Origin of the sequence: Achromobacter insolitus (genome assembly GCF_002209555.1) — a bacterium.
In the GTDB taxonomy this organism is placed as follows: domain Bacteria; phylum Pseudomonadota; class Gammaproteobacteria; order Burkholderiales; family Burkholderiaceae_B; genus Achromobacter; species Achromobacter insolitus.
Window position 1 is genome coordinate 756,946 of the sequence record NZ_NJIF01000003.1, and the last position, 23,992, is coordinate 780,937.

The window sequence follows — 23,992 nt, forward strand, 5'->3', positions numbered from 1 at the left end:
ATAGGTGTGGAACTCGTGCCCTGCATTGCGGCGCCGGCCGGCCGAGGCGGCTGCGCCGCCCCAAGGTCCTAGCGTCCTTCCTTGCCCAGGTCCTCCAGCGGATGGGGCTCGCCCTCCGGCCAGGGCTCATCAAAGAATTTCTGCACCCAGGCGTCGGTCGCCATGTCGATGACGGCCGGATTCCAGCGCGGCTTCTTGTCCTTGTCGATCAGCAAGGCACGGATGCCTTCGGCGAAATCGCCATGGCTGGTGCACGCCAGCGCTGCGATGTACTCGGCGCGGAACACATCGTCCAGCGAACGCAGGCGCAAGCGCTGCTGCAGCGCGAACGATAGCCGCGCGGATCCCGGCGAGCCGGCCAACATCGTCGTCGCGGCCCGTGCCAGCCACGGGTCTTCGTGATCTTTCAGCCTCGCCAGATCTTCGTAGATCTCGTCCAGGCGGTTGCCATTGCACAGATTGTTGATCAGGAACGCATGCTGGCGCAGATTGCCCGGCGCCAATGGCGTCTGGGGCTCCAGTGCGGTCAACGCGCGTCGCAGCAGGCCGTCGTTGATCGAGCGTGGCGCGATGGCGTCTTCCGCGCCCCCCGCCGCCTGACCGGCCCAGGGCTGTTCCTCGAGCGAGGCCAGCAGCTTGGGCCAATCCGCATGATCCAGGCGGAAGTCCGCCAGGCCAGCATAGAAAGCGTCGGACGTCCCCAGTTGTGCGCCCGTCAGCGCCAGGAACAAGCCGATCCTGCCAGGCATGCGGTTCAGCAGCCAGCTGCCGCCCACGTCCGGAAACAGGCCTATCGTGATCTCCGGCATCGCCAGGCGGGAACTTTCGCTGACGACGCGGTGGCTGGCGCCCATCATCAGGCCGATGCCGCCGCCCATGACAATGCCATGGCCCCAGCACAGCACCGGCTTGGGATAGGTGTGGATCCGGTAGTCCAGCCGGTATTCGTGCTCGAAGAAACGGCGCGCATAGGCGTTGTTCCAGCCCGGCTTGCCGGCATTCTCCGTCATGCTGCGGTACAGCCCGTGCAGGTCTCCGCCCGCGCAGAAAGCCTTTTCGCCCGCGCCTTGCATGACCACCAGGGCCACGCCCGGGTCGCGTGCCCAGGCATCCAGCCGCTCGGCCAGCAGGTCCACCATCTCCAGTGACAGGCCGTTCAGGGTTTGCGGCGAATTCAGCGTCGCAATCCCGAACCGTACTCCATTGGCAGCGGTCTTCTCTTCGAACAGCACCGGTGCGTTCATCTTATGTCGGCTCCTTTTTCCAACAATTGGCGGGCGATGATCACGCGCATGATCTCGTTGGTTCCCTCCAGAATCTGATGAACGCGAGTATCGCGCACCAGACGCTCCAAGGGATAGTCTCTCAGGTATCCGTAGCCGCCGTGGATTTGCTGGGCGTCCAGGCAGATCTGGAAACCCATGTCAGTCGCGAAGCGCTTGGCCATGGCGCAGTAGGTCGCCGCATCGGGTGCCCCGGCATCCAGTTTGCAGGCCGCCAGGCGCACCATCTGGCGGGCCGCCACCAGGTGCGTGGCCATGTCGGCCAGCTTGAATTGCAGGGCCTGGAATTCCGCCAACCGGCGGTTGAACTGGCGGCGTTCATCCATGTACCGCCGGGCGGCGTCCAGCGCGCCCTGCGCCGCGCCAACCGAGCACGTGCCGATATTGATACGCCCGCCGTCCAGGCCCTTCATGGCGATCTTGAAGCCCTCGCCTTCCTGGCCCAGCATATTGGCCGCCGGCACGCGCACGTTCTCGAAGGTGATGGGGCGTGTGGACTGGCTGTTCCATCCCATCTTCTCTTCTTTGCGACCGTAGCCGATGCCCTCGCTGTCAGCCGGAATCGCGAATGCGCTGATGCCGCCCGCGCCTTCGCCGCCCGTGCGCGCCATGACCACCAGCAGGTCCGTGTCGCCACCGCCCGAAATGAACGCCTTGGCGCCGTTGATGATGTAATTGTCGCCCTGGCGCTGCGCCCGGGTCGACAACGACGCGGCATCCGAACCCGCGCCCGGCTCGGTCAGGCAGTAGGACGCCAGTTTCTGGCCGCTGGCTAGCAACGGTCCCCAAGCCTCGCGCAACGCAGGCTGTCCCCAGTTACCGACCATCCAGGTTGCCATGTTGTGTATGGTCAGGAAGGCAGTGGTCGAAGGGTCCACCGCCGCCATCTCCTCGAACACCAGGGTGGCGTCCAGGCGCGGCAGGCCGAGGCCGCCGATGTCCTCGCTGGCATAGATGGCGCAAAAGCCCATTTCGCCCGCCCGGGCGAAGGCCTCGCGCGGAAAAATGCCTTCGGCATCCCAGCGCGCGGCGTTGGGCGCCAGTTCACCTTCAGCGTAGTCTCGCGCCGCCTGCGCAAACGCGCGTTGCTCGTCGGTCAGTTCCAAGTCCACAGCCTGTCTCCTGTTGTACTGAGTATTGTCTGTTGGCGTTGCTGCCGTCTCGTGAACGCCAGCCCGTCGATTTTGACATGACGTTGACGTAAACGTAAATGCGTGACGATGCTTATGTTACGCCGGAAGCGCCGGCAAAATTTGTCTTGTTCGCGACATTGTGCGGGGCGGCTCGCCGCTCGCGGAATGATTCCTACAGCAACCCGGCCGGACGGACCCTGCCGTTCTTCGCCGTCTTGGCTCGCCGGTGCTCGGCGCGTCGACGCCGGGATTCCTTGGGATCGAAACTCAGGCCACGATAGATCTCTACCCGATCCCCGTCCGCCAATCTGGCCTGCGGCTCGGTAACCCGGCCGAAAATACCCACACCCCTGCTCCAGGGCTGCACCACGGGAAATGCCTCGGCGAAACCGCTGGCTGCCAATGCGTCGGCAACGGTGGCGCCGTCCGGCAGGCGCAGTTCGCGCAGCCAGACGTGGCCAGGCAAGGCATAACAGACGCTGACGCCGATCTGCGGCGCTGCGGGCGGCTCATTCACCATACTTGGCCTGCGCGCGCTTGGTGAAGGAATCAATGAAGCTGGTGGCGATACGGTTGAACACCGGCCCCACCACCATTTCCAGCGCCCGGTTGGAAAACGCGTATTCCATGGTGAACAGGACCTTGCAGGCATCCTCGGCCAGCGGCTGGAATTCCCAGTGACCGACCAGGCTGGAAAACGGCCCGTCGACCAGTTCCAGATCGATCCGGTCGGGATAGGCATGGGTATTGCGGGTAGTGAAGCGCTGCTTCATGCCCGCGAAGCTGATAAGGATGGAGGCCTGCATGCCGTGCTCATCGCGAGTCTGCACCTCGGCGCCGCCGCACCACGGCATGAACTCGGGGTACTTCTCCACGTCGGCGACCAGATCGAACATCTGGGCGGCGCTGTATGGCACCAGGACGGATCGTTGTACTTTGTGCATCGACTATCGCAAATGGCTAGAATGGCACGATTTTACCGGCACAACACGACCTGGGGCCAAAAACGGCCATGCCAAGGCCACGGCACTCAGCCAGGCACCCGAAGCAGGCACTCAGGCACAAAGGCTTTATGAGCATTATCGACAATCGCAAGGCCACGCACGACTATTTCATCGAAGACCGCTACGAGGCCGGCCTGGTGCTGCAAGGCTGGGAAGTCAAGGCGATCCGCGATGGCCGCGTGCAGCTCAAGGAAAGCTACGTCATCGTGCGCGACGGCGAGCTCTACCTTTTGGGCATGCACGTCAGCCCCCTGCCCACGGCCTCCACGCATATCCATCCCGATGCCATGCGCACGCGCAAGCTGCTGCTCAAGGCCGAGGAAATCAGCAAGCTCATCGGCAAGGTCGAGCAGCGCGGGTACACGCTGGTGCCGCTCAACCTGCATTACAAGAACGGGCGTATCAAGCTGGACTTCGCGCTGGGCCGCGGCAAGAAGCTCTTCGACAAGCGCGACACCGCGCGTGAAAAAGACTGGCAGCGCGAGAAAGAACGCATCATGAAGCACGACACCCGCGCCCCGCGCCGCGGCAAGGACGACTGATTCAGGCGGCCTCGGGCAGCGACTGGCGTTCCGCCTCCTGCCCTGGGCCCGTGATGCGGTTGCGCCCCGCCGTCTTGGAGGCATACAGCTTGCGGTCGGCCCGCTCGAAAAAAGCCTGCAGGCTTTCCCCGGGCATCCAGTCCGCCACGCCGGCGCTGAACGTATAGGAAATGGTGCTGCCGCCATGCGCGCAGGGCGTGCGCCGCACCGAATCAAGCAGCCTGCCGGCCACATCCAGGACCGCGTCGCTGCGCATGTCCGGGAACAGCACCGCGAACTCCTCGCCTCCCACCCGCCCGACGTGATCGCCCGTGCGCAGCGTGGCGGTGGCCAGCAAACCGAAGTGGCGCAGCACCGCATCGCCGGCCGCATGGCCGTGGGTATCGTTGATGCGCTTGAAATGGTCGATATCCAGCAACAGCAGCGTCAGCGGCCGCCGCGTGCGCAAGGCCTGGGCGCAATAGCGCTCCGCCTGCAGCCACCATGCCTTGCGCGACATCAGGCCTGTCAGGAAATCCGTGCTGGCTTCTTGTTCGCGGTCGGCCAGCATCCGATCGTGGATGATCATGATGGTGCCCAGGGTCAGGCACGGCATCGTCAGCACGCCCAGCGTCATGAACGCGATGTTCCACGCCGTGGGCAGCAGCAAAGCCTGCGGCGTCGCGATGTCGAACATGTAGACGACGGCGCGCATCCCGCACACCACGGCGGACACCAGGGCAACCACGCGCACGAAATGGTAGCTGTAGCGCGACCGGTTCAGCGGCATGCCCCGCTTCACCGTGATGGCTATCGCCACCATGAAGCCGAACATCAGCCACGACATGACCACCAGGCGCGGCCCGACCTGGGGTTCGATATAGGTATGGAATGCCAGCGCCAGTAACGCCGCTCCGGAGGCCAGCGTCATCAGGCGCCTGGGCACGGGCAGGCCCACCAGGCGGCGCAAACCCGTGTAATACGCGCACAGCGCCAGCGCGACCGCGGCATTGGCCGCGATCACCGACACCCATAACGGCGCATCGGTCACCTGAAACGCGTAAAGCCCGAAGGCCGTCAGCGTCAGGAGATTGGCGCGTATCGCCTCTTTGATGCCCGCCATGCCGCTGCGGGCGAGCGACCCGAGCACGCACAGCGCAAGCAATCCCGCCAATGCTGCTATCAAAAGCAAGTTAACGGGAGCGATCATCGTCTGGCGCCGCCGGGCGCGGTTATCAACTGTTGCGGGTGGACTTCACAATGGTCATGGCGGAGGCAATCATGCCGCCCACGTCCGACAGGTTTGCCGGCAGGATCAGTGTATTGCCTTCCTTGGCGACGTTGCCGAAAGCCTCGACGTAGCGCTCCGCCACCTTCAGGTTCACGGCCTCCATGCCGCCCGGCTGACGCACGGCATCGGCCACCTGGGTGATAGCCTTGGCCGTGGCCTCGGCGATGGCCAGCACAGCCGCGGCCTCGCCCTGCGCCTGGTTGATCTGCGCCTGCTTCTCGCCTTCCGAACGGGCGATCGCCGCTTCGCGTTCGCCGGTAGCGATATTGATCTGTTCCTGGCGACGACCTTCGGAGGCCGCAATCAGGGCGCGCTTCTCACGTTCGGCGGTGATCTGCGCCTGCATCGCGCGCAGGATTTCGTTGGGCGGCGTCAGATCCTTGATCTCGTAGCGCAGGACCTTCACCCCCCAGTTCAGCGCCGCCTCGTCCAGCGAAGACACGATGTTGCTGTTGATGGAGTCCCGCTCTTCGAAGGTACGGTCCAGTTCCATCTTGCCGATGACCGAGCGCAGCGTGGTCTGCGCCAGTTGCGTGATGGCCGAAATATAGTTCGACGAGCCATACGACGCGCGCATGGGATCGGTCACCTGGAAATACAGCACGCCATCGACCTGCAGCTGCGTGTTGTCACGCGTGATGCAGACCTGGCTGGGCACGTCCAGCGGAATTTCCTTGAGCGAGTGTTTGTACGACACGCGCTCGATGAACGGAATGACGAAGCCCGCGCCGGGCGACAGGACGCGGTCGAACTTGCCCAGGCGCTCGACCACCCAGGCGTGCTGCTGCGGCACGATGGCGATCGCCTTGATGACTATCAGGATCGCCAGTGCGACGATGACGAGCAGGACGATGGTGGATGTGTCGATCATCATGATTCGGAGCCTCTCCTAGTGAATACATTTGCGGGAACCGCCCGAACGGCGCGGATGCCCGCTGCCGGCCCCGCTTGCGGCGGGCCGGCGCGGTCAGGCCGAGCCGGGCGTGCCCTTGGGGGTCAATACCAGGATCGAGCCGCGCATTTCAGTGATGGTCTGTTCGCCGGCCACCGGCGCCTGGCCCTCGGCCAGTTCCGCCTGCCAATGCGCGCCGCGGTACCAGACCCGCGCAGTGCCCTGGTCGGACCACGCCTCGACCGATACCGTTTGGCCGATGTCCAGGTTGACGTCCGCGTTGCGGGCGGAATCGACCTCGCGCTTTTTCAACACGCGGGTCTTGCGCAGGACCAGCAGGCCCAGCAGCAGCACGATGCCGCAGGCCACGAGCTGCCATTCCAGGGCGGCGCCGAACCATGCGGCCACCCCTCCCGCCGCCAGCCCGAGAGCCACCAGCAGGAGGTAGAAAGTGCCGGTCGCCAATTCCCCGATCAGGGCCAGCGCGGCCAGTCCCAGCCAAATCCACATAGTTTTCCTTCGCCCGAAAGGATGAGTATCTGAGCGGAATTGTACGTATTTCCGGGACGGAACGGTAAAGGCGCTTTCCTCAGGGACCGGAGCACTGGATTATGATGTGCGCTGGCGGTGGAAATCCCTCTGGAACCCGGCGCCCGTATCCTTTAGGCACAAGCCCCCCAATGACCGCTGCAATACCTTCCGTTCTCCCCGTCCTGATCCTGCACACCGGCGATCCGGACGATACGCTCAAAAGCCAGTTCGGCGGCTATGCCGAACAACTCGCGCAAGCCGCCGGCCTGACGGCCGAGGCCATGGAAATCGTGCCGGTGCACGAAGGCAAGCGCCCGCAGGCCCCGTCCCGCTACCGCGCCGCGCTGATCACGGGCTCGCCCGCCATGGTGACCGACAAGGAACCCTGGAGCGAAGACACCGCCGCGTGGCTGCGCGAAGCCGCTGCCGCGGGCCTGCCCATGTTCGGCGTGTGCTACGGCCATCAACTGCTGGCCTATGCGTTGGGCGGCAAGGTCGGCTACAACCCCGCCGGACGCGAGGTCGGCACACAAACGGTGGAACTGCTGCCCCCGGCAGCCGGCGACAAGCTGCTGGCCGGATTGCCCTCCACCTTCCCCGCCCAGATGCTGCATGCGCAGACCGTGCTGCAGCCGCCCCCTGGCGCCGCCGTGCTGGCGCGCTCGGATCTGGATGAGCACCAGATGATCCGCATCGGGCTCAACGTGTTCTCGACTCAGTTCCACCCCGAATTCGGTCCCGACTTCATCCGCGCCCACCTGGAACGTTTCGGCCGCCGCTATGCCGCTGAAAACCTGGACGTTCCCGGCTTGTCGGCCAACGTGCGCGCCACGCCGGTGGCGGGCGGCCTGTTGCGGCGCTTCCTCGACGCCTACGCGCCGGCATAGCGTCCGGTGGGTCGCGCGGCGCCCCCGCGCAACATCCGGAGTGCGGCGGCGGCCGGCATTTGAGACGATGGGTCCAAGCGCGTGAATCCGCGCGCAACAGGAGCTTTTTCATGAACCAAGCCGCCGCCCTGAGCAAACAGCACGCCGCCGCTGTCGAACGCGCCTGCCGCGCACTGGAAGCCGAGCAGCCGCCCGATCTGTCCACCCTGGCCGAACAGGCCGGCATGAGCCGCTTCCACTTCCACCGCGTGTTCAAGGCGGCCACCGGCATCACGCCCAAGGCCTATGCCGACGCCCTGCGTGCCAGCCGCGCCCGCCAGCAGCTCAAGCAGAGCGCCAGCGTCACGGACGCCATGTATGACGCCGGCTTCAATTCCAGCGGCCGCTTCTATGAAGCCGCTCCCGCCATCCTGGGCATGACGCCCACCGCTTTCCGCAAGAACGGCGAGGGCGTGGACATCCGTTTCGCGGTCGCGCAATGCTCCCTGGGCGCCCTGCTGGTAGCGGCCAGCGACACGGGCATCTGCGAGATCGCCCTGCACGAAGATCCGGAACAACTGGTGCGCAATCTTCAAGACCGCTTCAAGGCCGCCCGCCTGATCGGCGCCGACGCACAGTTCGAAGACTGGGTGGCGGCGGTGGTCGGCTTCGTGGAGGACCCGTCGCGTGGCCTGGACCTGCCGCTGGACGTAAGAGGCACCGCCTTCCAGCGCCGGGTGTGGCAAGCCCTGCGCGAGATCCCCGTGGGCGAGACCGCCACCTACACCGACATCGCCGAACGCATAGGATCGCCGCGAGCCGTGCGCGCCGTGGCCCGCGCCTGCGCCACCAACAACATCGCGCTGGCCATCCCCTGCCACCGCGTGGTCCGTACCGACGGCTCCCTCGCCGGCTACCGCTGGGGCATCGACCGCAAGCGCGAGTTGATCGCGCGAGAAGCGCTGGCAGCGTAATCCGCGCCGTAATCTGGGCAATAAAAAACCCCGCGCCCTTGCAGGCGCGGGGTTTTCACATCGGCAGAACGATCAGTTCTTGGCCAGGCGCTGCCAGGTATCGACAACGGTGTCCGGATTGAGCGACATCGACAGGATGCCCTCTTCCTTCAGCCATTGCGCGAAGTCCGGGTGGTCGCTGGGGCCTTGGCCGCAAATGCCCACGTACTTGTTCGCGGCCAGGCAAGCCTTGATCGCGCGGCGCAGCATGAACTTCACCGCATCGTCGCGTTCATCGAAGTCGGCGGCCAGCAGTTCCATGCCCGAATCGCGGTCCAGGCCCAGCGTCAATTGGGTCATGTCGTTCGAGCCGATCGAGAAGCCATCGAAATACTGCAGGAACTCATCAGCCAGAATGGCGTTGGACGGCACTTCGCACATCATGATGAGCTTCAGGCCGTTCTCGCCACGCGCCAGACCGTGCTTGGCCAGCAGGTCCACCACCTTGGCCGCCTGGCCCAGGGTACGCACGAAGGGAACCATGATTTCGACGTTGGTCAGACCCATTTCATCGCGCACCTTCTTGAGCGCTTCGCATTCCATGCGGAAGCACTCGGCGAAGTCCTCGGCGATGTAGCGCGACGCGCCGCGGAAGCCCAGCATGGGGTTCTCTTCCTCGGGCTCGTAGCGCGAACCGCCGACCAGCTTGCGGTACTCGTTGGACTTGAAGTCCGACATGCGCACGATGACGGGCTTGGGGTAGAACGCGGCAGCGATGGTGGCCACGCCTTCGGCCATCTTCTCGACAAAGAACGCGCGCGGGCTGGCATGGCCACGGGCAGCCGATTCCACGGCCTTCTTCAGTTCGCCGTCGACGTTCGGATAGTCCAGCACCGCCTTGGGGTGGATACCGATGTTGTTGTTGATGATGAATTCCAGGCGGGCCAAGCCCACGCCGCCGTTGGGAATCTGGGCGAAATCGAAGGCCAGCTGCGGATTGCCCACGTTCATCATGATCTTCAGATCGATCGGGGGCATGTCGCCGCGACGCACTTCTTCCACTTCGGTCTCGATCAGGCCATCATAGATGCGGCCTTCGTCGCCCTCGGCGCAAGACACGGTCACTGCCTGGCCTTCCTTCAGGACGTCGGTCGCGTTGCCGCAGCCCACGACCGCAGGAATACCCAGTTCGCGCGCGATGATCGCCGCGTGGCAAGTACGGCCGCCGCGGTTGGTGACAATGGCGGACGCACGCTTCATCACGGGCTCCCAGTTGGGATCCGTCATGTCGGTGACCAGCACGTCGCCCGGCTGGACCTTGTCCATGTCGGAAATATCGCCAACCACGCGCACCGGGCCCGCGCCGATCTTCTGACCGATCGCGCGGCCGGTGATCAGGACCTGGCCGGTAGCCTTCAGGCGGTAACGCTGCTGCACGTCGTTCGCGCCCTGCTGCGACTTCACGGTTTCCGGACGCGCCTGCAGGATGTAGATCTTGCCGTCGATGCCGTCGCGGCCCCACTCGATGTCCATCGGGCGGCCATAGTGCTTCTCAATGATGACGGCGTAGCGGGCCAGTTCGTTGACCTCGTCGTCGGTCAGCGAGTAGCGGTTGCGTTCGGACACCGGCACGTCGACCGTGCGCACGGCGCGGCCTTCGGGGCGCTCCGGATCGAACTCCATCTTGATCAGCTTGGAGCCGATGCGGCGGCCGACGATCGGGTAATGGCCCTGGGCCAGCGTCGGCTTGAAAACGTAGAATTCATCGGGGTTGACCGCGCCCTGCACCACCGTTTCGCCCAGGCCGTAGGAAGAGGTGATGAACACCACGTCCTGGAAGCCGGATTCCGTGTCGATGGTGAACATGACGCCGGCGCTGCCCTTGTCGGAACGCACCATGCGCTGGATGCCGGCCGACAAGGCGACGTCGGCATGGGCGTAGCCCTTGTGCACGCGATAGGAAATGGCGCGGTCGTTGTACAGCGACGCGAACACGTGGCGGATCTTGTCCAGCACGTCGTCGATGCCGACGACGTTCAGGAAGGTTTCCTGCTGGCCGGCGAACGAGGCGTCGGGCAGGTCTTCGGCGGTGGCGGAAGAGCGCACGGCGAACGAGCCCTTGCCGTCAGCGTCCAGCTTGGCAAAGGCTTCGCGGATCTGCGATTCAAACTCAGGCGAGAACGGGGCGTCGATGATCCATTGACGGATCTGCGCGCCGGCGTTGGCCAGTTCGCGCACGTCTTCGGGGTTCAGCGTGGTCAGGCGTTCGGCGATGCGCTTGTCCAGGCCGGAAGCCTTGAGGAAGTCGCGGAAGGCGTCAGCGGTCGTGGCGAAGCCGCCCGGCACGCGGACACCCGCGCCAGACAGCTGGCTGATCATTTCGCCTAGTGATGCGTTCTTGCCTCCTACCGAGTCCACGTCCGTCATGCGGAGCTGCTCGAACAAAACAACGTACGACATTGAAGTCACCTTTTACAATGGAATGAAAGCGAGTTTGGTCAATGCATCAGGAAGCTGGATCAGAGCCGGATCACAGCCCCAATTTACGCGCTGACCAAACTGGCCTTGGACCGCCCTTGGGGTGACTTATAGGGGCCTGATTGTACTCGGTGGAGTGCATCCGGCCATCTGCCTGGTTGGAATTTTTTACACATGACATCTACCCCGATCGTACGCACGGTATACATCGTTTCCGACAGTACCGGCATCACCGCAGAAACCTTCAGCCAGTCAGTGCTTTCTCAGTTTGAAGAGGTCAATTTCAAGCCTGTCCGCCTGCCTTTCGTGGACACGCTGGAAAAGGCGGCCGAAGTGGCCATGCGCATTGACCGCAGCGCCCAGGAAGCGGGGGTGCCCCCGATCGTATTCAGCACCTTGGTCAACCCGGACATCCTGGCGCGTGTTCGACAGGCGAACGGGGTGTTCCTTGATCTGTTCGGCACCTTCGTCAGCCACATCGAGCAGGCGCTGGGCCTCAAATCCAGCCATTCGATCGGCCGCTCGCACATGCAGGCCAATTCGGAAAAGTACCGCAACCGCATCGACGCCATCAACTTCAGCCTGGCGCATGACGATGGCCAATTCGTCAACCAGCTGGACCAGGCGGACGTAATCCTGGTCGGCGTGTCCCGCTGCGGCAAGACGCCCACCAGCCTTTACCTGGCCATGCAGTACGCCATCAAGGCGGCCAATTTCCCCCTGACGCCGGACGATTTCGAACGTGGCACCCTGCCCTCGACCATCGCCCCGCACCGCGGCAAGCTGTTCGGCCTGTCGATCCAGCCCGAACGCCTGGCCGAAGTCCGCAACGAACGCCGCCCCAACAGCCGTTATGCGCAATTGGAGCAATGCCGCTACGAAGTGGCCGAGGCCGAGCGCATGATGCGCCGCGAAGGGATTTCCTGGCTGTCCAGCACCACCAAATCGATCGAGGAGATCGCCACAACGGTGCTGCAGGAAGTGGGCCTGGACCGGGGCTGAGAGCCCGCCCAGGGCATTATTGACGCATCGACACGGGCAGCGCCACCGGCCGCGACAGAGGCAGGTACAGGCGCTCTCCCGGCAGATACACGCCAAGCACTTTGCCGGACGAGGCCACGAAGCCTGCCTCGCCTCGACGGCCCGGAAGCGAAAACGGGCCGTCGGCCGCTCGGTAAACGTCGCCCTGTGGCAGTGCCCCCATCCGCACCCACCTGGACGACGCCGGCAGGTTGACAGCAGTCTTGTCCGGCAAGGCTCCCGACACCGCCCGGGACAACTGGATCACGTAAGCCGACTCTGAAACGTCGGCCCTGACCATGCCAACCGTCTGGGGGCCGCTGGAACCGCAGGCGCTCAGGGCCAGCGCGCACGCGCCGGCCAGCAGCAGCACGCGCCCTGCAAGCGCGTACCTTCGACCCAATCCATAAGCCAGCAGCGACGCCATCATTTTCCCTTCGGGATGACTAGGGGCGGGAAATGCCCTCACAGCCGCAAAAATAGCGTCAGCGCCGGGCGCCGCGCAATACCTGGCGCCGTTGCTCGAACAGGCAGATGGCGGCGGCGGCGCCTACATTGAGCGATTCCACGGCGGCCATATCATGCGGAATGCAGACTTTGAGGCGGGCTGCCGCGAGCAGCTCCGCCGCCACGCCCTGGCCTTCGTGGCCGAATACCCATGCACATCGTTCAGGCAAGTCGCCCTCGTACAGGTTCCGCGCACCGTCCAGCGCGGTCGCGACCAGCGGCACCTTGAATCGGGGCAGCAAGGCGGGCAGATCGACATGCTCGTGAATGGCCAGCGCAAAATGGGCTCCCTGTCCGCTGCGCAGCACCTTGGGCGACCAGGCGGCCGCCGTGCCCGTCGCCAGGAAGACTCGTTTCACGCCCGCTGCGGCGCAGGTACGCAACAGGGTGCCGACATTGCCGGGATCCTGGATGCGATCGAACAACACGCAATTCTCATCCACGGTGTCGGGCAGCTCCGGCGCCGGCGGGGTCACCAGGAAGGCGACGCCCTGCCCGCTCTCGACGGCCGCCAGGGACTGCATCAAGCGCGCATCGAGGGCCAGGCAGTCGCGCTCAGGCACGGCCGCCGCCAGCGCGGCGATATCGGGCTGCGACAGCCGCTCCACATCGAAAACCGCCTGGTCGGGCGCGCCATGATGCTGCAGCCAGGCCTGACACAGGTGCACGCCATCCAGCAGCACCGGCGCGCCGCGTTTGCCCGCCGTGCCGGCCAGCTTGGCCAGCGCCTTGACCGCGGGGTTGTCGCGTGAACTGATGTGCTTCATGAAGTCAGGCCGAAGGCCTTGATAGGAGCGAAACTGCGGCGGTGTTCGGCACAAGGGCCGTGCTCGCGCAGCATCTGCAGATGCAACGGGGTGCCATATCCCTTGTGCTGGTCAAAGGCATACTGGGGATATAGCGCATGCAGGCGCAGCAGATCCGCGTCGCGCGCCGTCTTGGCAAGAATGGACGCCGCCGAAATCGCGGGCACCAGCGCATCGCCCTTGATGACCGTCTGCACCGTGCAGCCCAGCTTGGGCGCCTGATTGCCGTCCACCAGCGCCAACTGCGGCAGGGTAGCCAGTCCCTGGACCGCCCGCTGCATTGCCAGCATGGTGGCACGCAGGATGTTCAAGCTGTCGATCTCGGCCACGCTGGCGCTGGCGATGCACCATGCCAGCGCGCACTCCTGGATCTCCAGCGCCAGCGCCTCTCGCGTGGCGGCCTTGAGCACCTTGGAATCCGCCAGGCCCGCTATCGGGCGCGCCGGGTTCAAAATGACGGCCGCCGCGTACACCGCGCCGGCCAGCGGGCCGCGCCCGGCTTCGTCCACACCCGCCGTGACCATGGCAGGCTGCTCCGGCGCCACGAACAGGTCAGGCTGCTCCACCGGCCACCTCAAGGATCGCCTGGGCGGCCAGCGCGGGCGTATCGCGCAGCAGCTCCTGGTGCATGGCCGTAAAACGGGCCTCGATACGCGCCCTGCCGGCGTCATCGGTCAAGGCAGTCCAGGTCGCTTCCGCGAGCTTTTCGGGCGTGGCGTCGTCCTGCAGCAACTCCGGCACGGCGAAATCACGCAGCAACACGTTCGGCAGGCCAACCCAGGGCAGATAGGGGCGCTGCTGGCCGGACTTCCAGGCCATGATGCGGCGCATCCATGGCGACAAAACGTAGGAGATCACCATGGGGCGCTTATACAGCGCCGTCTCCAGCGTGGCGGTGCCACTGGCCACCAACACTGCGGTGGCGGCCTCCATGACGGACCAGGCCACGGGCGCCTGGCGCTCTCCCCCCTCGCCGTGCAGATCGTTCGCGGTGATGCACCGCAGTCCCGGCACGGGATACTGCGCCAAAATGGCTTGGAACTCCGCGCGGCGCTGGTCATTGACCATGGGAACCACGCATTGCAGCGCCGGATCCTTCTTTTGCAGGATCTGCGCGGCCTGCAGGAAGCGCGGAGCCAGCAGACGAATCTCGGAAGAACGGCTACCCGGCAAAATCGCCAGCACCCGCGCGTCCTGATCGATACCCAGGCGTTCGCGCGCGGCGGCACGGTCGGGCTCCATGGGGATGGCCCCTGCCAGCGGATGCCCCACGTAAGTGACCGGAATGCCTTCCTTGCGGTAAATCTCTTCCTCGAACGGGAACAGCACCAGCATGTGCGATACCGACTCGCGGATCTTGTGGATGCGCTCGTAGCGCCAGGCCCAAATCGACGGCCCCACGAAATGGACGGTCGGCGTGCCGGCCTGGCGCAGTTGATGCTCCAGGCGCAGGTTGAAATCCGGCGCGTCGATCCCGACGAAGACTTTGGGCGGCTCCGCCAGCCAGCGCCGCTTGACGTCCCGATAGGTACCGAGCAGGCTGGGCAGGCGCTTGAGCGCGTCCACGTAGCCGAACACCGTCAAGGCGTGCATGGGATGCCACGCGTCGAAACCACGGGCCTGCATCTGAGGCCCGCCGATGCCTTCGCAGCGGACGTCGCCATCGCGCGCTTGCAGACCGGCAATGATGCGACCGGCCAGCAAATCGCCCGAGGGCTCGCCGGCCACCATGCCGATCCGTGCGCTCATGGGCGGATGATGCCGCGGCTTGCGACGTCCAGGAAATCGAGCAGGATCTGGAGCTGCGGGGCGACCTCGGGTTCCGCCTGTTGGCGGGCCCGCAATTCGGCCCGTGCCGCATCCAGGGACAGCCCCCGGCGATAAATGATCTTGTAGGCGTCACGCAACGCTGAAATGTCGGCGGGCGTGAAACCGCGGCGCTTCAGCCCTTCCACGTTGATGCCCACGGGGCGGCACGGATTGCCCGCCGCCAGCACGAAAGGCGGCGTGTCCTGCATGAGAGAGCTGTTGCCGCCCGTCATGCTGTGCGCGCCAATGCGCGAGAACTGATGCACGCCGGTCAAGCCACCCACGATGGCCCAGTCGCCGACGTGGACGTGCCCCCCCAGTTGCACCGAATTGGCCAGGATGGTGTTGCTGCCGATATGGCAATCGTGCGCCACGTGCACATACGCCATGATCCAGTTGTCGTCGCCCAGCGTCGTGACGCCGCCATCCTGCACGGTGCCGGTGTTGAGCGTCACGTATTCGCGGAAGGTGTTGCGATCGCCGACGACAAGGCGGGTAGGCTCGCCCTTGTACTTCTTGTCCTGCGGCATGCCGCCAACCGAGCAATAGCGGTAGAAGCGGTTGTCACGCCCAATGGTCGTCACCCCGTCCACCATGCAGTACGGGCCAATCTCGGTCCCCGCGCCTATGGTCACATCGGGACCGATAGTCGCAAACGGACCCACGACCACGGTCGGGTCGAGCTTTGCCGCCGGATCAACGACGGCGGTGGGGTGAATGTTTCCTGCCATTTACTCTTCCAGGCTGCGGATCGCGCACATCAGCTTGGCGGAAGCGACTTCCTGCCCGTCCACCGTCGCGCGCGCTTGGTACTTACAGATGCTGCGGCTCAGACGTTCGGCTTCCACCTCGATGCGCAATTGGTCGCCCGGCACGACCGGGCGGCGGAAACGCGCGCCGTCGATGCCGACCAGGTAATACGCGGTCTTGGATCCTTCGCACTTCAAGCCACCGTTCTCGTCGGTGAACGAGAACAGGGCCGAGGCCTGAGCCATCGCTTCCACAATGAGCACGCCCGGCATGACCGGGTGGTGCGGGAAATGGCCGTTGAAAAACGGTTCATTGATCGAGACGTTCTTGATGGCCACGATGGACTTGCCGGGCACCATTTCGACGACGCGGTCAATCAGCAGCATCGGGTAACGATGCGGCAGCCTCTCCATGATCCCCTTGATGTCGAGTTCCATTTTTCTATGCTTTCCTGCGAAGTAAAGTAATCGTGCGGCGCGGACGCGCCAAAGGCGGCGGCGCGCCTCAGTCTTTTTCCAGCGTCCGCACGCGCCGGCGCAATTGCGCCAACTGTTGTATCACGGCGGCGTTGCGCTGCCATTCGCCATGTTCCGCATACGGGAAGACGCCCGTATAGCGTCCAGGCTTCGAAATGCTGGACGTCACCGCGGTGCCGCCCGAAATGTGCACATCGTCGCCCAGGGTCAGGTGACCCGACAGCATGGCCGCTCCGCCGATGGTGCAGCGCTCGCCTATGGTGGTCGAGCCAGCCACGCCCACGCAAGCCGCAATGGCGGTGTGCGCGCCGATCCGGCAGTTGTGGGCAACCATGATCTGGTTGTCCAGCTTGACGCCATCGGCCAGGACGGTGTCCTCCAGCGCGCCGCGGTCGACGGTGGTGTTGGCGCCGATTTCGACATCGTCGCCGACGGTTACACCGCCGAGCTGCGGAATCTTGCCCCAGGCGCCCTTGCCCAGGGTGGGATCCGGCGCAAAGCCGAAACCATCCGCACCCAGCACGGCGCCACTATGGATGATCGCGCGTGCGCCAACCGTGACCCCGTCATACAGCGTAACGTGGGCGTACAGCCGGCTGCCCGGCCCTACGGACGAACCTGCGCCGATCACGCAACCGGGTCCGAGAACGGCATCGCGACCGATGCGCGCGCCGGATTCGACAACGCAGTGCGGGCCGATACGCACGCCCTCTTCAATCGTGGCGTCAGCAGCGACCACCGCGGAAGGATGGGTGGATGCAGGCAACGCGGGCCGCCTCGCGGCGTCGAACCATTGCGCCACTCGGGCGTAAAGCAGATAGGGATGCTGACAGACAACCAGCGCAAACGGCGGCCGGGCGTTGCCCTCGGCTTCCAGAGCCTGGGCCACGTCGGGCGAGACGATGACCGCCCCTGCCTGCGTGGCGCCCAGCTGGCTCTGGTAGCGGGGATTGGCGAGGAAAGCGATTTCCTGCCGACCCGCCGATGACAAGGTTCCGATGCCACAGACTCGCATGGAGTCCGCACCGGGAACTGCGCTGATACGCCAGTCCATTCCCTGGGTGTTGGCGGCGCTCAACAGTGCTTCCAGCGTTGGAGCGCGGGCAAGATCCAGTAAAACCGGCATGACGTGACAGGTGCTGCTTACTTGCCCAGGCTCTGGATCACCTTGTCGGTGATGTCGATGCGCGGGTTGACCGTCACGGCATCCTGAATGATCAGGTCGTAGTTTTCCTGCTCGGCGATGCGCTTGATGGCGTCATTGGCCTTCGTCACGATGCCGGAGAATTCTTCGTTGCGGCGACGGTTGAAGTCCTCCTGGAACTCGCGGCGCTTGCGCTGCAGGTCGGTATCCAGGTTGGAGAGCTCGCGCTGGCGCTTGACGCGGTCGGACTCCGACAGCACGGGAGCGTCCTTGTCGAACTTCTCGGCTTGCGAACGCAGGCTGTTGTTCAGGCGCTGGAGCTCGTCATCGCGCTTCTTGAATTCGGCTTCGATCTTGCTTTGCGCTGCCTTGGCCGGACCCGACTCGCGCAGGATCCGCTCGGTATTGACGAAACCGATCTTCGTGCCTTGCGCCTGCGCGGGAATCGCGGCAGCCGAACCGAGAATGAGCGCACCTACCAGGGCAATGGAGCCGCCCAGCTTGCCGCGGCGCTTGGCGCGCAGCGAATTCGAAGTTTTAAGTGCGGAATCAGACATCATGAAAATCTCACCTTCCAGTAAGGCAAAGCCAAAGTGTGTATTGTGCCACTAAACAGCAAGGGAGCCGGCTGTGGGCCTTTCTCCCTTGTTTTCAAGCGTAACGGCGCGCTTAGAAACCCGTTCCGATCTGGAACTGGAAACTTTGCTTGTCGTCGCCCGGCTTCGAATTCAGCGGTCGGGCATAGGACAGTTGCAGCGGTCCCATCGGCGACTGCCACGACAGGCCGATACCGGCCGAGAACCTCCAGCCGCAAGGATCCTCGACCTCGCTGCCGGGCTTGCCGTTGGTGCAGCTCAAGCCGCTGCCTGCCGAAACCTGGCCCGCATCCGAGAAAATGAACCAACGCAGCGTGCGATCCTTGGACGCGCCCGGGAACGGCAGGTACAGCTGCGCGTTGGCGATAATGCGCCGCGTGCCGCCCAGGTAGTCGCCCGTCTTCGTATCGCGCGGACCCAGCGACGAGCCTTCGTAACCGCGCACGGTGCCGATACCGCCGGCATAGACGTTCTTGATGACCGGGTAATCCTTGCTGCCGTAGCTCTGGCCCCAATCAACCATGCCGTTCAAGGCCAGCGTATAGGAGCCGCCCAGCGGCACGAAGTACTGTTGCTGGGCCGTCAACATCGTGTACTGCAGATCGATGGTCGACAGATCGGCCTTCAGGCGGGTGTAGCCGCCCTTGGTCGGCGCCAGCGCGCTGTCGCGCGTGTCCTTGGTCCAGCCGGTGGTGAAGATCACCGAGTTGGTCGAATCGCCGTAGTCCTCGACGAACTTGTCGTAGGCAGCCGGCGAATTGCTGAACAGATCGATCTGGTTACGTTCGAAGTTCGCGCCCAGCATGATCCGGTCGTATTCCGAGATCGGCACGCCGAAGTTCATGCCCAGGCCCATGGCCTTGACGCGGTAGTCGCCGTCGTTGTTGTTCCACGGCTCGGTCACGCGATAGTACGCGGACGTGGTGCGGCTGATGCCGTCCTTGGTCCAGTACGGGTCGGTATGCGACAGAACCACGGCCCGGTTGGTCTTGCTGGTGTTCAGTTGCAGCGTCAGGTTGGTGCCGCTGCCGAAGACGTTGTCTTCACTGATACCGGCCGACAGAATGGCTTTTTCCGACGAGCCGTAGCCCACGCCCAGGTTGATCATGCCGGTGGGCTTTTCCTTGACGTCCACGTTGACGTCGACCTGGTCGGGCGAGCCCGGAACCGGGTCGGTCTTGACGTTGACGTCGCTGAAATAGCCCAGGCGGTCGACGCGGTCGCGCGAGGTCTTGATGTCTTTGGCGTCGTACCAGGCAGCTTCCTGCTGGCGCATTTCGCGGCGCACGACTTCGTCGCGCGTGCGGGTGTTGCCGCCGATCTGGATGCGGCGCACGTAAACGCGGCGGCTGGGATCGACGTAGAACGTCAGGTCGGCCTCGTGCTTGGCGCGGTCCAGCTGCGGGTTCGGGTTGACGTTGGCAAACGCGTAGCCCAGTTCGCCCAGGTAGTCGGTGATGGCCTTGGCCGAACCGTTCGCCTTGGCGGCCGAGAAGGTCTCTTCCGGCTTGATTTCCACCAGGGCGTTGATTTCCTTGTCCAGGCCCAGCAGATTGCCGGCCAGTTTCACGCTGCGCACCTTGTAGGGTTCGCCTTCGTGCACGGTAATCGTGATGCGGATGTCCTTGCGGTCGGGCGAAATCGTGACCTGGGGGGGCTCGACCGAGAATTCGAGATAGCCGCGGTCCAGGTAGAACGAGCGCAGGCGCTCCAGGTCGCCTTCGAGCTTTTCGCGCGAGTACTTGTCCGTATCGGTGTACCAGGTGAGCCAGCCGGGCGTGGTCAGCTTGAACTCGTCAAGCAGATCGCTTTCCGAGAAAGCCTTGTTGCCAACGAAGCGGATTTCCTGGATACGTGCAACGGAGCCTTCGAACACGTCGAAGCTCACGCCCACGCGGTTGCGCGGCAGGGGCGTCACGGTGGACGTCACCTCGATGCCGTACTTGCCCTTGGACAGGTATTGCTGCTTCAGTTCGTATTCGGCGCGCTCGAGCATGGAGCGGTCGAAAATGCGGCCTTCGGCAAAACCCACTTGCGCCAGCGAGGTGGTAATGGCCTTGGAATCGAACTCACGCATGCCGTTGAAGTTCACCGAGGCGATCGTCGGGCGCTCCTGCACCACCACCACTACGACGTTGTTGTCCGTCTGGATCTGTACATCGGTGAAAAAACCGGTGCCGTACAAGCGGCGGATGGCCTCGGTCGCCTCTTCTTCCGTGAACTTTTCACCCACCTTGACGGGGAGATAGCCGAAGACGGTGCCGGCGTCAGTTCGTTGAATACCCTCTACGCGGATATCCCGCACGACAAAAGGGTCGAAGGCGTGGGCGATGGCCGGTACCAGCAATGCGGCGATCAAACCCGGCAGTACACCCTTTTTGTGATGAAACATCCGGCGAAAAGACATCCTTGAGTATCCTCGGTCGTGCAAATGGCGGGGGATTTTATGCTAAATCGCGTTCAAGTGAACAAACGCGTGAAATCATTGAACAGCGCAAGCCCCATCAGGCTTGCCAATAAACCTATGCCGGCGCGCTGTCCGATATCGATCCACCTTGCTGGCGGCGGGCTACCCCGCACAATTTCGACGAGATAGTACAGCAGATGTCCACCGTCCAGCATGGGAATAGGCAGCAAATTTAGTACGCCGAGACTGATGCTGATCAAGGCGATATAAGCGATATACGCAACAATTCCGATTCGGGCGGTCTGGCCGGCGTAATCCGCAATGGTCACCGGACCACTGACATTGCGCCAGGAAACGTCGCCCGTGACCATGCGCCCCATCATGCGCAGCGAGAACCATGCGGTGTCCCAGGTGCGGACCGCGCCTTTCCACAGGCTCTCGAACACACCGTAACGCACGGTCACCATCGGGACGTCGCCGCCCAGCTGGACTCCCAGGCGGCCGATCACTTGGCCGTTGACGGTCTCGGCGCGCGGCGTGACGTTCACGGAAACATTGGCGCCGTCGCGCGCCAGCGTGAGCGCCAGGGTCTTGCCGGCGCTTTCCTGGATTTGCCGGACCAGTCCGCCGGTATCCGGCGTGGGCACCCCATTCACGGCAAGGATCAGATCACCCGCGCGCAGGCCGGCGGCCTGCCCTTCGCCGCCGTCATTGACTACCCGCACGGCAGGCTTGGGCTGCGCCAGCCGGACCCCGGCTGCCGCCAGCGGATCGCCGCCGGCCGGATCCATGCTGTTGGACGGCAGCACGAGCTCGCGTTGCTGGACGGCGCCTGCCGGGGTCTTTACCTCGATCAGGGCCTTGCCGCCGGTAGCCATGACATCCATCAGGCGCCAGCGCGCGTCGGACCACGAAGCCACCTCTTCGCCATCGATGGCCAGGATCCGGTCACCCGAGATCAGGCCGGCCTGCGCGGCCGGCGTGCCGGCGGCAGGCTGGGCGATGACGGCCACGGGCTCCTCGGTGCCGGCCATGTTCAGGCCGGCGTACAGGAAAACCGCGAGGATGAGGTTGAATATGGGGCCAGCCGCGACAATGGCGATGCGCTGGCCGACGGGCTTGCTGTTGAATGCCCCTGCCGCCTCGGCGGCGCTCGCGCCCGCGGGAGGATCGTCTTGCATCTTGACGTAGCCGCCCAGCGGCAGGGCCGAAACCGCCCATTCGGTGCCGTGACGGTCGGTACGGCGCAGAATGACCTTGCCAAACCCCACCGAGAAGCGCAGGACCTTCACTCCGCACAGGCGGGCCACCCAATAGTGCCCCAGTTCATGGAAGATGATCAGGGTGCCAAGCGCAACCGCAAAGGCCAGCAGGGTGAAAAGCATCGGGATCGGCGAAATCTAGGAAATCAGAGGCCAGCGGGCGACGGCGACGATGCCTGCATCAGGCCAGGCCCAGGTTGCCCGCAAAGGTGCGCGCCTCGGCATCGAGCGCAAGCACATCGTCAAGACTGTTGAGCGTAACAGATGCTTGCCGAGCCTGCCACTCCAGGGAAGCCTCGATGACGCGGGAAATCCAGGTGTATGGCAGCCGGCCACCCAGGAAAGCCTCCACGGCAATCTCATTGGCGGCATTCAAGGTCACACAGGCGCCCTGCCCCGCCCGCAGCGCCGCAAAGGACAGGGCCAGACACGGAAAACGAGCCAGATCGGGCTTTTCGAAGTCCAGCCGCCCCAGACGCGTCAGGTCCAGCGGGCCGACGCCGCTGTCCAGGCGCTCGGGAAACCCCAGCCCGTAGGCAATGGGCGTGCGCATGTCGGGCTGACCCAGCTGCGCCAGCACGGAGCCGTCGTCGTACTCCACCATGGAGTGCACCACGCTCTGGGGGTGCACGACCACCTCGATGCGATCGGGGGGCATGGCGAACAACCAATGCGCCTCGATTACTTCCAGACCCTTGTTGAGCATGGTGGCGGAATCCACCGAAATCTTGCGGCCCATGCTCCAGTTGGGGTGAGCGCAGGCTTGGGCCGGAGTCACCTCGTGCAGGTCTTCGAGATCACGTCCGCGAAATGGCCCGCCGGAGGCGGTCAACAAGAGGCGACGCACACCGGGCGCCGGGCGCTGCGGCGCGCCAGCTCGGCCGCCATGGGGAAGACATTGGAAAATAGCGTTGTGTTCGCTGTCGATAGGCAACAATTCGGCGCCGTTGTCGCGTATTGCCTGCATGAAGAGCGAGCCCGCCGCCACCAGCGCTTCCTTGTTGGCCAGCAGCACGCGCTTGCCACTGCGGGCGGCGGCGAGCGCAGCGGGCAGGCCCGCAGCCCCGACGATGGCCGCCATGACCGAGTCGCATTGAGCATCGGCCGCCGTATCCGCCAATGCCTGTGCGCCCACGCGGATTTCCGGCAAGGGCTGGGAGCCCGCCCAGGCCGCAATGAATTTCTCGCGGGCCGCCGCGTCGGGCACCACCACTACCGCCGCCCGGCTGGCCCGCGCCTGCTCCGCCAGGCGGGCCATCTGGCTGTAGGCCGACAAGGCATAAACCGCCAGCCGCTCGGGGTGGCGGGCAATCACATCCAGCGTGCTTTCACCGATCGAACCGGTCGATCCCAGCACGACGACGCGTTGAAAAGCCGTCAAAACAACACTCCAGACAAAAGTAGCGCAAACGGCGCGACCGGGAGAATCGCGTCGATGCGGTCATAGACCCCGCCATGGCCTGGCAGAAGCGTGCTGGAGTCCTTGCGGCCGGCACGCCGCTTGAGCAGCGATTCGAACAGGTCTCCCACAATCGACAGCACGCCCAATAACGCGGCAATGGGCAAGGCCAGCCAGAAGGTCCAGCGTTCGACCAGCGCGTGGCCGAAAGTACCTTCCCACAGGCTGGAAAGGCCTATCCAGAGCACCGCACCCAGGACGCCGGCGACCGCGCCCGCGATCGTCTTGCCGGGGCTGACCCGCGGCGCCAGTTTACGCTTGCCGAATGCCCGGCCGGCAAAATATGCCGCAATATCGGCAACCCAGACCAGAGCCAGGAGCGACACTACAAACCCGGCCCCGCGCGCAACGAACATCTGCGCCAACACGGCCCAGGCGGCAAAGGCCGCGGGCACCGAAAAAACCGACCACCCCAGACTGGCGGGCGGAGCGTCGGAACGGCCGCGGACCACGGCTGCCACGCCACCAAACAGCCAGACGGCAGCCACTGCCGGCACGACGTAACGCAAAACCCAGGCGGGATCAGCGATTCCGGCCTTTTCGCCCGCCAACCAGGCTGATGCCAGCGCCAGCATGCCCGCGAACAGCAGGACGGCAACGCCGACGGCAATCAAGGGGGAAGGCGGTTGCGGCAGCGTCAAACGCAGCCACTCCCAATTAGCGCAGGCGGCCGCCAGGGCCAACAACGCGACAAACCACCAGGGGTTCGCGCTGATCATCGCTGCAGCCAGAACGGCCAACAGAATGACTGCGGTAACGATACGCTGGCCCAACATATGACGGTCTCCTCGTGTACAGCCCTGG

The 23,992-nt window shown here is 64.5% G+C and carries 24 protein-coding genes; 4 read left to right on the forward strand and 20 right to left on the reverse strand.

From position 1 onward, the window contains the following. Positions 1–68: 68 nt before the first annotated feature. From CEY08_RS13670 to CEY08_RS13685, 4 genes are all read right to left on the reverse strand, one after another. On the reverse strand, positions 69–1,244 hold the full coding sequence (locus CEY08_RS13670) for an enoyl-CoA hydratase/isomerase family protein (protein WP_063640823.1): 1,176 nt from the start codon (positions 1,242–1,244) through the stop codon (positions 69–71). Beyond that, the gene (locus tag CEY08_RS13675) at positions 1,241–2,395 is read right to left on the reverse strand and encodes an acyl-CoA dehydrogenase family protein (RefSeq protein WP_076813103.1); all 1,155 of its coding nucleotides are present in this window, start codon (positions 2,393–2,395) and stop codon (positions 1,241–1,243) included. The genes CEY08_RS13670 and CEY08_RS13675 overlap by 4 nt, the downstream gene beginning before the upstream one ends. 193 nt (positions 2,396–2,588) lie before the next feature. Beyond that, positions 2,589–2,936: an RnfH family protein gene (locus CEY08_RS13680; RefSeq protein ID WP_063640825.1), complete on the reverse strand. Its 348-nt coding sequence runs from the start codon at positions 2,934–2,936 to the stop codon at positions 2,589–2,591. Next, on the reverse strand, positions 2,926–3,360 hold the full coding sequence (locus CEY08_RS13685; RefSeq protein ID WP_042793335.1) for a type II toxin-antitoxin system RatA family toxin: 435 nt from the start codon (positions 3,358–3,360) through the stop codon (positions 2,926–2,928). Before CEY08_RS13685 ends, CEY08_RS13680 begins: the two co-directional genes overlap by 11 nt. A gap of 128 nt (positions 3,361–3,488) precedes the next feature. Between CEY08_RS13685 and smpB the strand changes: the two genes are divergently transcribed. Further along, complete coding sequence (smpB, locus tag CEY08_RS13690) at positions 3,489–3,962, forward strand: SsrA-binding protein SmpB (RefSeq protein WP_042793334.1); 474 nt, start codon at positions 3,489–3,491, stop codon at positions 3,960–3,962. A 1-nt stretch (position 3,963) separates the two neighbouring features. Here the strand turns inward: smpB and CEY08_RS13695 are convergent, their stop codons facing one another. The 3 genes from CEY08_RS13695 to CEY08_RS13705 all read right to left on the reverse strand — a co-directional run bounded on the left by CEY08_RS13695 (position 3,964) and on the right by CEY08_RS13705 (position 6,634). Then, positions 3,964–5,151 (reverse strand): GGDEF domain-containing protein, encoded by a 1,188-nt coding sequence (locus CEY08_RS13695; protein WP_042793333.1) that lies wholly within the window; start codon positions 5,149–5,151, stop codon positions 3,964–3,966. A 25-nt stretch (positions 5,152–5,176) separates the two neighbouring features. Beyond that, on the reverse strand, positions 5,177–6,103 hold the full coding sequence (locus CEY08_RS13700; protein WP_042796984.1) for an SPFH domain-containing protein: 927 nt from the start codon (positions 6,101–6,103) through the stop codon (positions 5,177–5,179). Positions 6,104–6,199: 96 nt separating this feature from the next. After that, a complete protein-coding gene (locus CEY08_RS13705) occupies positions 6,200–6,634 on the reverse strand; it encodes an NfeD family protein (protein ID WP_076813100.1) in 435 nt (144 codons plus the stop codon). Positions 6,635–6,804: 170 nt separating this feature from the next. On the opposite strand from CEY08_RS13705, the gene CEY08_RS13710 reads away from it, so the two are divergent. Beyond that, positions 6,805–7,542 (forward strand): glutamine amidotransferase, encoded by a 738-nt coding sequence (locus CEY08_RS13710; protein WP_042793331.1) that lies wholly within the window; start codon positions 6,805–6,807, stop codon positions 7,540–7,542. A 110-nt stretch (positions 7,543–7,652) separates the two neighbouring features. Further along, a complete protein-coding gene (locus CEY08_RS13715) occupies positions 7,653–8,495 on the forward strand; it encodes a bifunctional transcriptional activator/DNA repair enzyme AdaA (RefSeq protein WP_063640826.1) in 843 nt (280 codons plus the stop codon). A gap of 72 nt (positions 8,496–8,567) precedes the next feature. Here CEY08_RS13715 and ppsA read toward each other — a convergent pair whose 3' ends face one another. Then, positions 8,568–10,934 carry a phosphoenolpyruvate synthase gene (ppsA, locus tag CEY08_RS13720; RefSeq protein WP_042793330.1) on the reverse strand — a complete coding sequence of 789 codons (2,367 nt, stop codon included), beginning with the start codon at positions 10,932–10,934 and terminating at the stop codon, positions 8,568–8,570. Positions 10,935–11,126: 192 nt separating this feature from the next. Between ppsA and ppsR the strand changes: the two genes are divergently transcribed. Beyond that, complete coding sequence (ppsR, locus tag CEY08_RS13725; RefSeq protein WP_042793329.1) at positions 11,127–11,954, forward strand: posphoenolpyruvate synthetase regulatory kinase/phosphorylase PpsR; 828 nt, start codon at positions 11,127–11,129, stop codon at positions 11,952–11,954. A gap of 16 nt (positions 11,955–11,970) precedes the next feature. Here the strand turns inward: ppsR and CEY08_RS13730 are convergent, their stop codons facing one another. From CEY08_RS13730 to CEY08_RS13785, 12 genes are all read right to left on the reverse strand, one after another. Next, positions 11,971–12,375 carry a hypothetical protein gene (locus CEY08_RS13730; protein WP_223306461.1) on the reverse strand — a complete coding sequence of 135 codons (405 nt, stop codon included), beginning with the start codon at positions 12,373–12,375 and terminating at the stop codon, positions 11,971–11,973. 82 nt (positions 12,376–12,457) lie between these two features. After that, positions 12,458–13,246 (reverse strand): TrmH family RNA methyltransferase, encoded by a 789-nt coding sequence (locus tag CEY08_RS13735; protein WP_076813097.1) that lies wholly within the window; start codon positions 13,244–13,246, stop codon positions 12,458–12,460. After that, positions 13,243–13,851, reverse strand: coding sequence for a ribonuclease HII (rnhB, locus tag CEY08_RS13740; RefSeq protein ID WP_042793327.1), 609 nt, complete (start codon positions 13,849–13,851; stop codon positions 13,243–13,245). The genes CEY08_RS13735 and rnhB overlap by 4 nt, the downstream gene beginning before the upstream one ends. After that, entirely contained in the window at positions 13,838–15,034 is a 1,197-nt protein-coding gene (lpxB, locus tag CEY08_RS13745; protein ID WP_063960978.1) for a lipid-A-disaccharide synthase, read from the reverse strand. Before lpxB ends, rnhB begins: the two co-directional genes overlap by 14 nt. Then, positions 15,031–15,825: an acyl-ACP--UDP-N-acetylglucosamine O-acyltransferase gene (gene lpxA, locus CEY08_RS13750; protein ID WP_063960976.1), complete on the reverse strand. Its 795-nt coding sequence runs from the start codon at positions 15,823–15,825 to the stop codon at positions 15,031–15,033. Before lpxA ends, lpxB begins: the two co-directional genes overlap by 4 nt. After that, entirely contained in the window at positions 15,826–16,281 is a 456-nt protein-coding gene (fabZ, locus tag CEY08_RS13755; RefSeq protein ID WP_008167730.1) for a 3-hydroxyacyl-ACP dehydratase FabZ, read from the reverse strand. 67 nt (positions 16,282–16,348) lie between these two features. After that, positions 16,349–17,446, reverse strand: a complete 1,098-nt coding sequence (lpxD, locus tag CEY08_RS13760) for a UDP-3-O-(3-hydroxymyristoyl)glucosamine N-acyltransferase (protein ID WP_063640830.1) — start codon at positions 17,444–17,446, stop codon at positions 16,349–16,351. A gap of 17 nt (positions 17,447–17,463) precedes the next feature. Further along, complete coding sequence (locus CEY08_RS13765) at positions 17,464–18,024, reverse strand: OmpH/Skp family outer membrane protein (protein WP_042793325.1); 561 nt, start codon at positions 18,022–18,024, stop codon at positions 17,464–17,466. A 109-nt stretch (positions 18,025–18,133) separates the two neighbouring features. Then, the gene (bamA, locus tag CEY08_RS13770; RefSeq protein WP_042793324.1) at positions 18,134–20,467 is read right to left on the reverse strand and encodes an outer membrane protein assembly factor BamA; all 2,334 of its coding nucleotides are present in this window, start codon (positions 20,465–20,467) and stop codon (positions 18,134–18,136) included. 53 nt (positions 20,468–20,520) lie between these two features. Beyond that, entirely contained in the window at positions 20,521–21,852 is a 1,332-nt protein-coding gene (gene rseP / locus CEY08_RS13775; RefSeq protein WP_076813094.1) for an RIP metalloprotease RseP, read from the reverse strand. A 58-nt stretch (positions 21,853–21,910) separates the two neighbouring features. Further along, positions 21,911–23,110, reverse strand: a complete 1,200-nt coding sequence (locus tag CEY08_RS13780; RefSeq protein ID WP_088607694.1) for a 1-deoxy-D-xylulose-5-phosphate reductoisomerase — start codon at positions 23,108–23,110, stop codon at positions 21,911–21,913. Beyond that, the gene (locus tag CEY08_RS13785) at positions 23,107–23,964 is read right to left on the reverse strand and encodes a phosphatidate cytidylyltransferase (RefSeq protein WP_076813090.1); all 858 of its coding nucleotides are present in this window, start codon (positions 23,962–23,964) and stop codon (positions 23,107–23,109) included. Before CEY08_RS13785 ends, CEY08_RS13780 begins: the two co-directional genes overlap by 4 nt. Between the last annotated feature and the right edge of the window lie 28 nt (positions 23,965–23,992).

Bases quoted from the DNA above. Each gene is read 5' to 3' on its own strand.
- CEY08_RS13700 (WP_042796984.1), bottom strand. From the start codon at position 6,103: ATGATCGACACATCCACCATCGTCCTGCTCGTCATCGTCGCACTGGCG.
- CEY08_RS13715 (WP_063640826.1), top strand. From the start codon at position 7,653: ATGAACCAAGCCGCCGCCCTGAGCAAACAGCACGCCGCCGCTGTCGAA.
- CEY08_RS13670 (WP_063640823.1), bottom strand. From the start codon at position 1,244: ATGAACGCACCGGTGCTGTTCGAAGAGAAGACCGCTGCCAATGGAGTA.
- ppsR (WP_042793329.1), top strand. From the start codon at position 11,127: ATGACATCTACCCCGATCGTACGCACGGTATACATCGTTTCCGACAGT.
- ppsA (WP_042793330.1), bottom strand. From the start codon at position 10,934: ATGTCGTACGTTGTTTTGTTCGAGCAGCTCCGCATGACGGACGTGGAC.
- CEY08_RS13710 (WP_042793331.1), top strand. From the start codon at position 6,805: ATGACCGCTGCAATACCTTCCGTTCTCCCCGTCCTGATCCTGCACACC.
- CEY08_RS13785 (WP_076813090.1), bottom strand. From the start codon at position 23,964: ATGTTGGGCCAGCGTATCGTTACCGCAGTCATTCTGTTGGCCGTTCTG.
- lpxB (WP_063960978.1), bottom strand. From the start codon at position 15,034: ATGAGCGCACGGATCGGCATGGTGGCCGGCGAGCCCTCGGGCGATTTG.
- CEY08_RS13765 (WP_042793325.1), bottom strand. From the start codon at position 18,024: ATGATGTCTGATTCCGCACTTAAAACTTCGAATTCGCTGCGCGCCAAG.
- smpB (WP_042793334.1), top strand. From the start codon at position 3,489: ATGAGCATTATCGACAATCGCAAGGCCACGCACGACTATTTCATCGAA.
- CEY08_RS13685 (WP_042793335.1), bottom strand. From the start codon at position 3,360: ATGCACAAAGTACAACGATCCGTCCTGGTGCCATACAGCGCCGCCCAG.
- lpxA (WP_063960976.1), bottom strand. From the start codon at position 15,825: ATGGCAGGAAACATTCACCCCACCGCCGTCGTTGATCCGGCGGCAAAG.
- rseP (WP_076813094.1), bottom strand. From the start codon at position 21,852: ATGCTTTTCACCCTGCTGGCCTTTGCGGTTGCGCTTGGCACCCTGATC.
- lpxD (WP_063640830.1), bottom strand. From the start codon at position 17,446: ATGCCGGTTTTACTGGATCTTGCCCGCGCTCCAACGCTGGAAGCACTG.
- fabZ (WP_008167730.1), bottom strand. From the start codon at position 16,281: ATGGAACTCGACATCAAGGGGATCATGGAGAGGCTGCCGCATCGTTAC.
- CEY08_RS13705 (WP_076813100.1), bottom strand. From the start codon at position 6,634: ATGTGGATTTGGCTGGGACTGGCCGCGCTGGCCCTGATCGGGGAATTG.
- CEY08_RS13695 (WP_042793333.1), bottom strand. From the start codon at position 5,151: ATGATCGCTCCCGTTAACTTGCTTTTGATAGCAGCATTGGCGGGATTG.
- CEY08_RS13680 (WP_063640825.1), bottom strand. From the start codon at position 2,936: ATGGTGAATGAGCCGCCCGCAGCGCCGCAGATCGGCGTCAGCGTCTGT.
- bamA (WP_042793324.1), bottom strand. From the start codon at position 20,467: ATGTCTTTTCGCCGGATGTTTCATCACAAAAAGGGTGTACTGCCGGGT.
- CEY08_RS13735 (WP_076813097.1), bottom strand. From the start codon at position 13,246: ATGAAGCACATCAGTTCACGCGACAACCCCGCGGTCAAGGCGCTGGCC.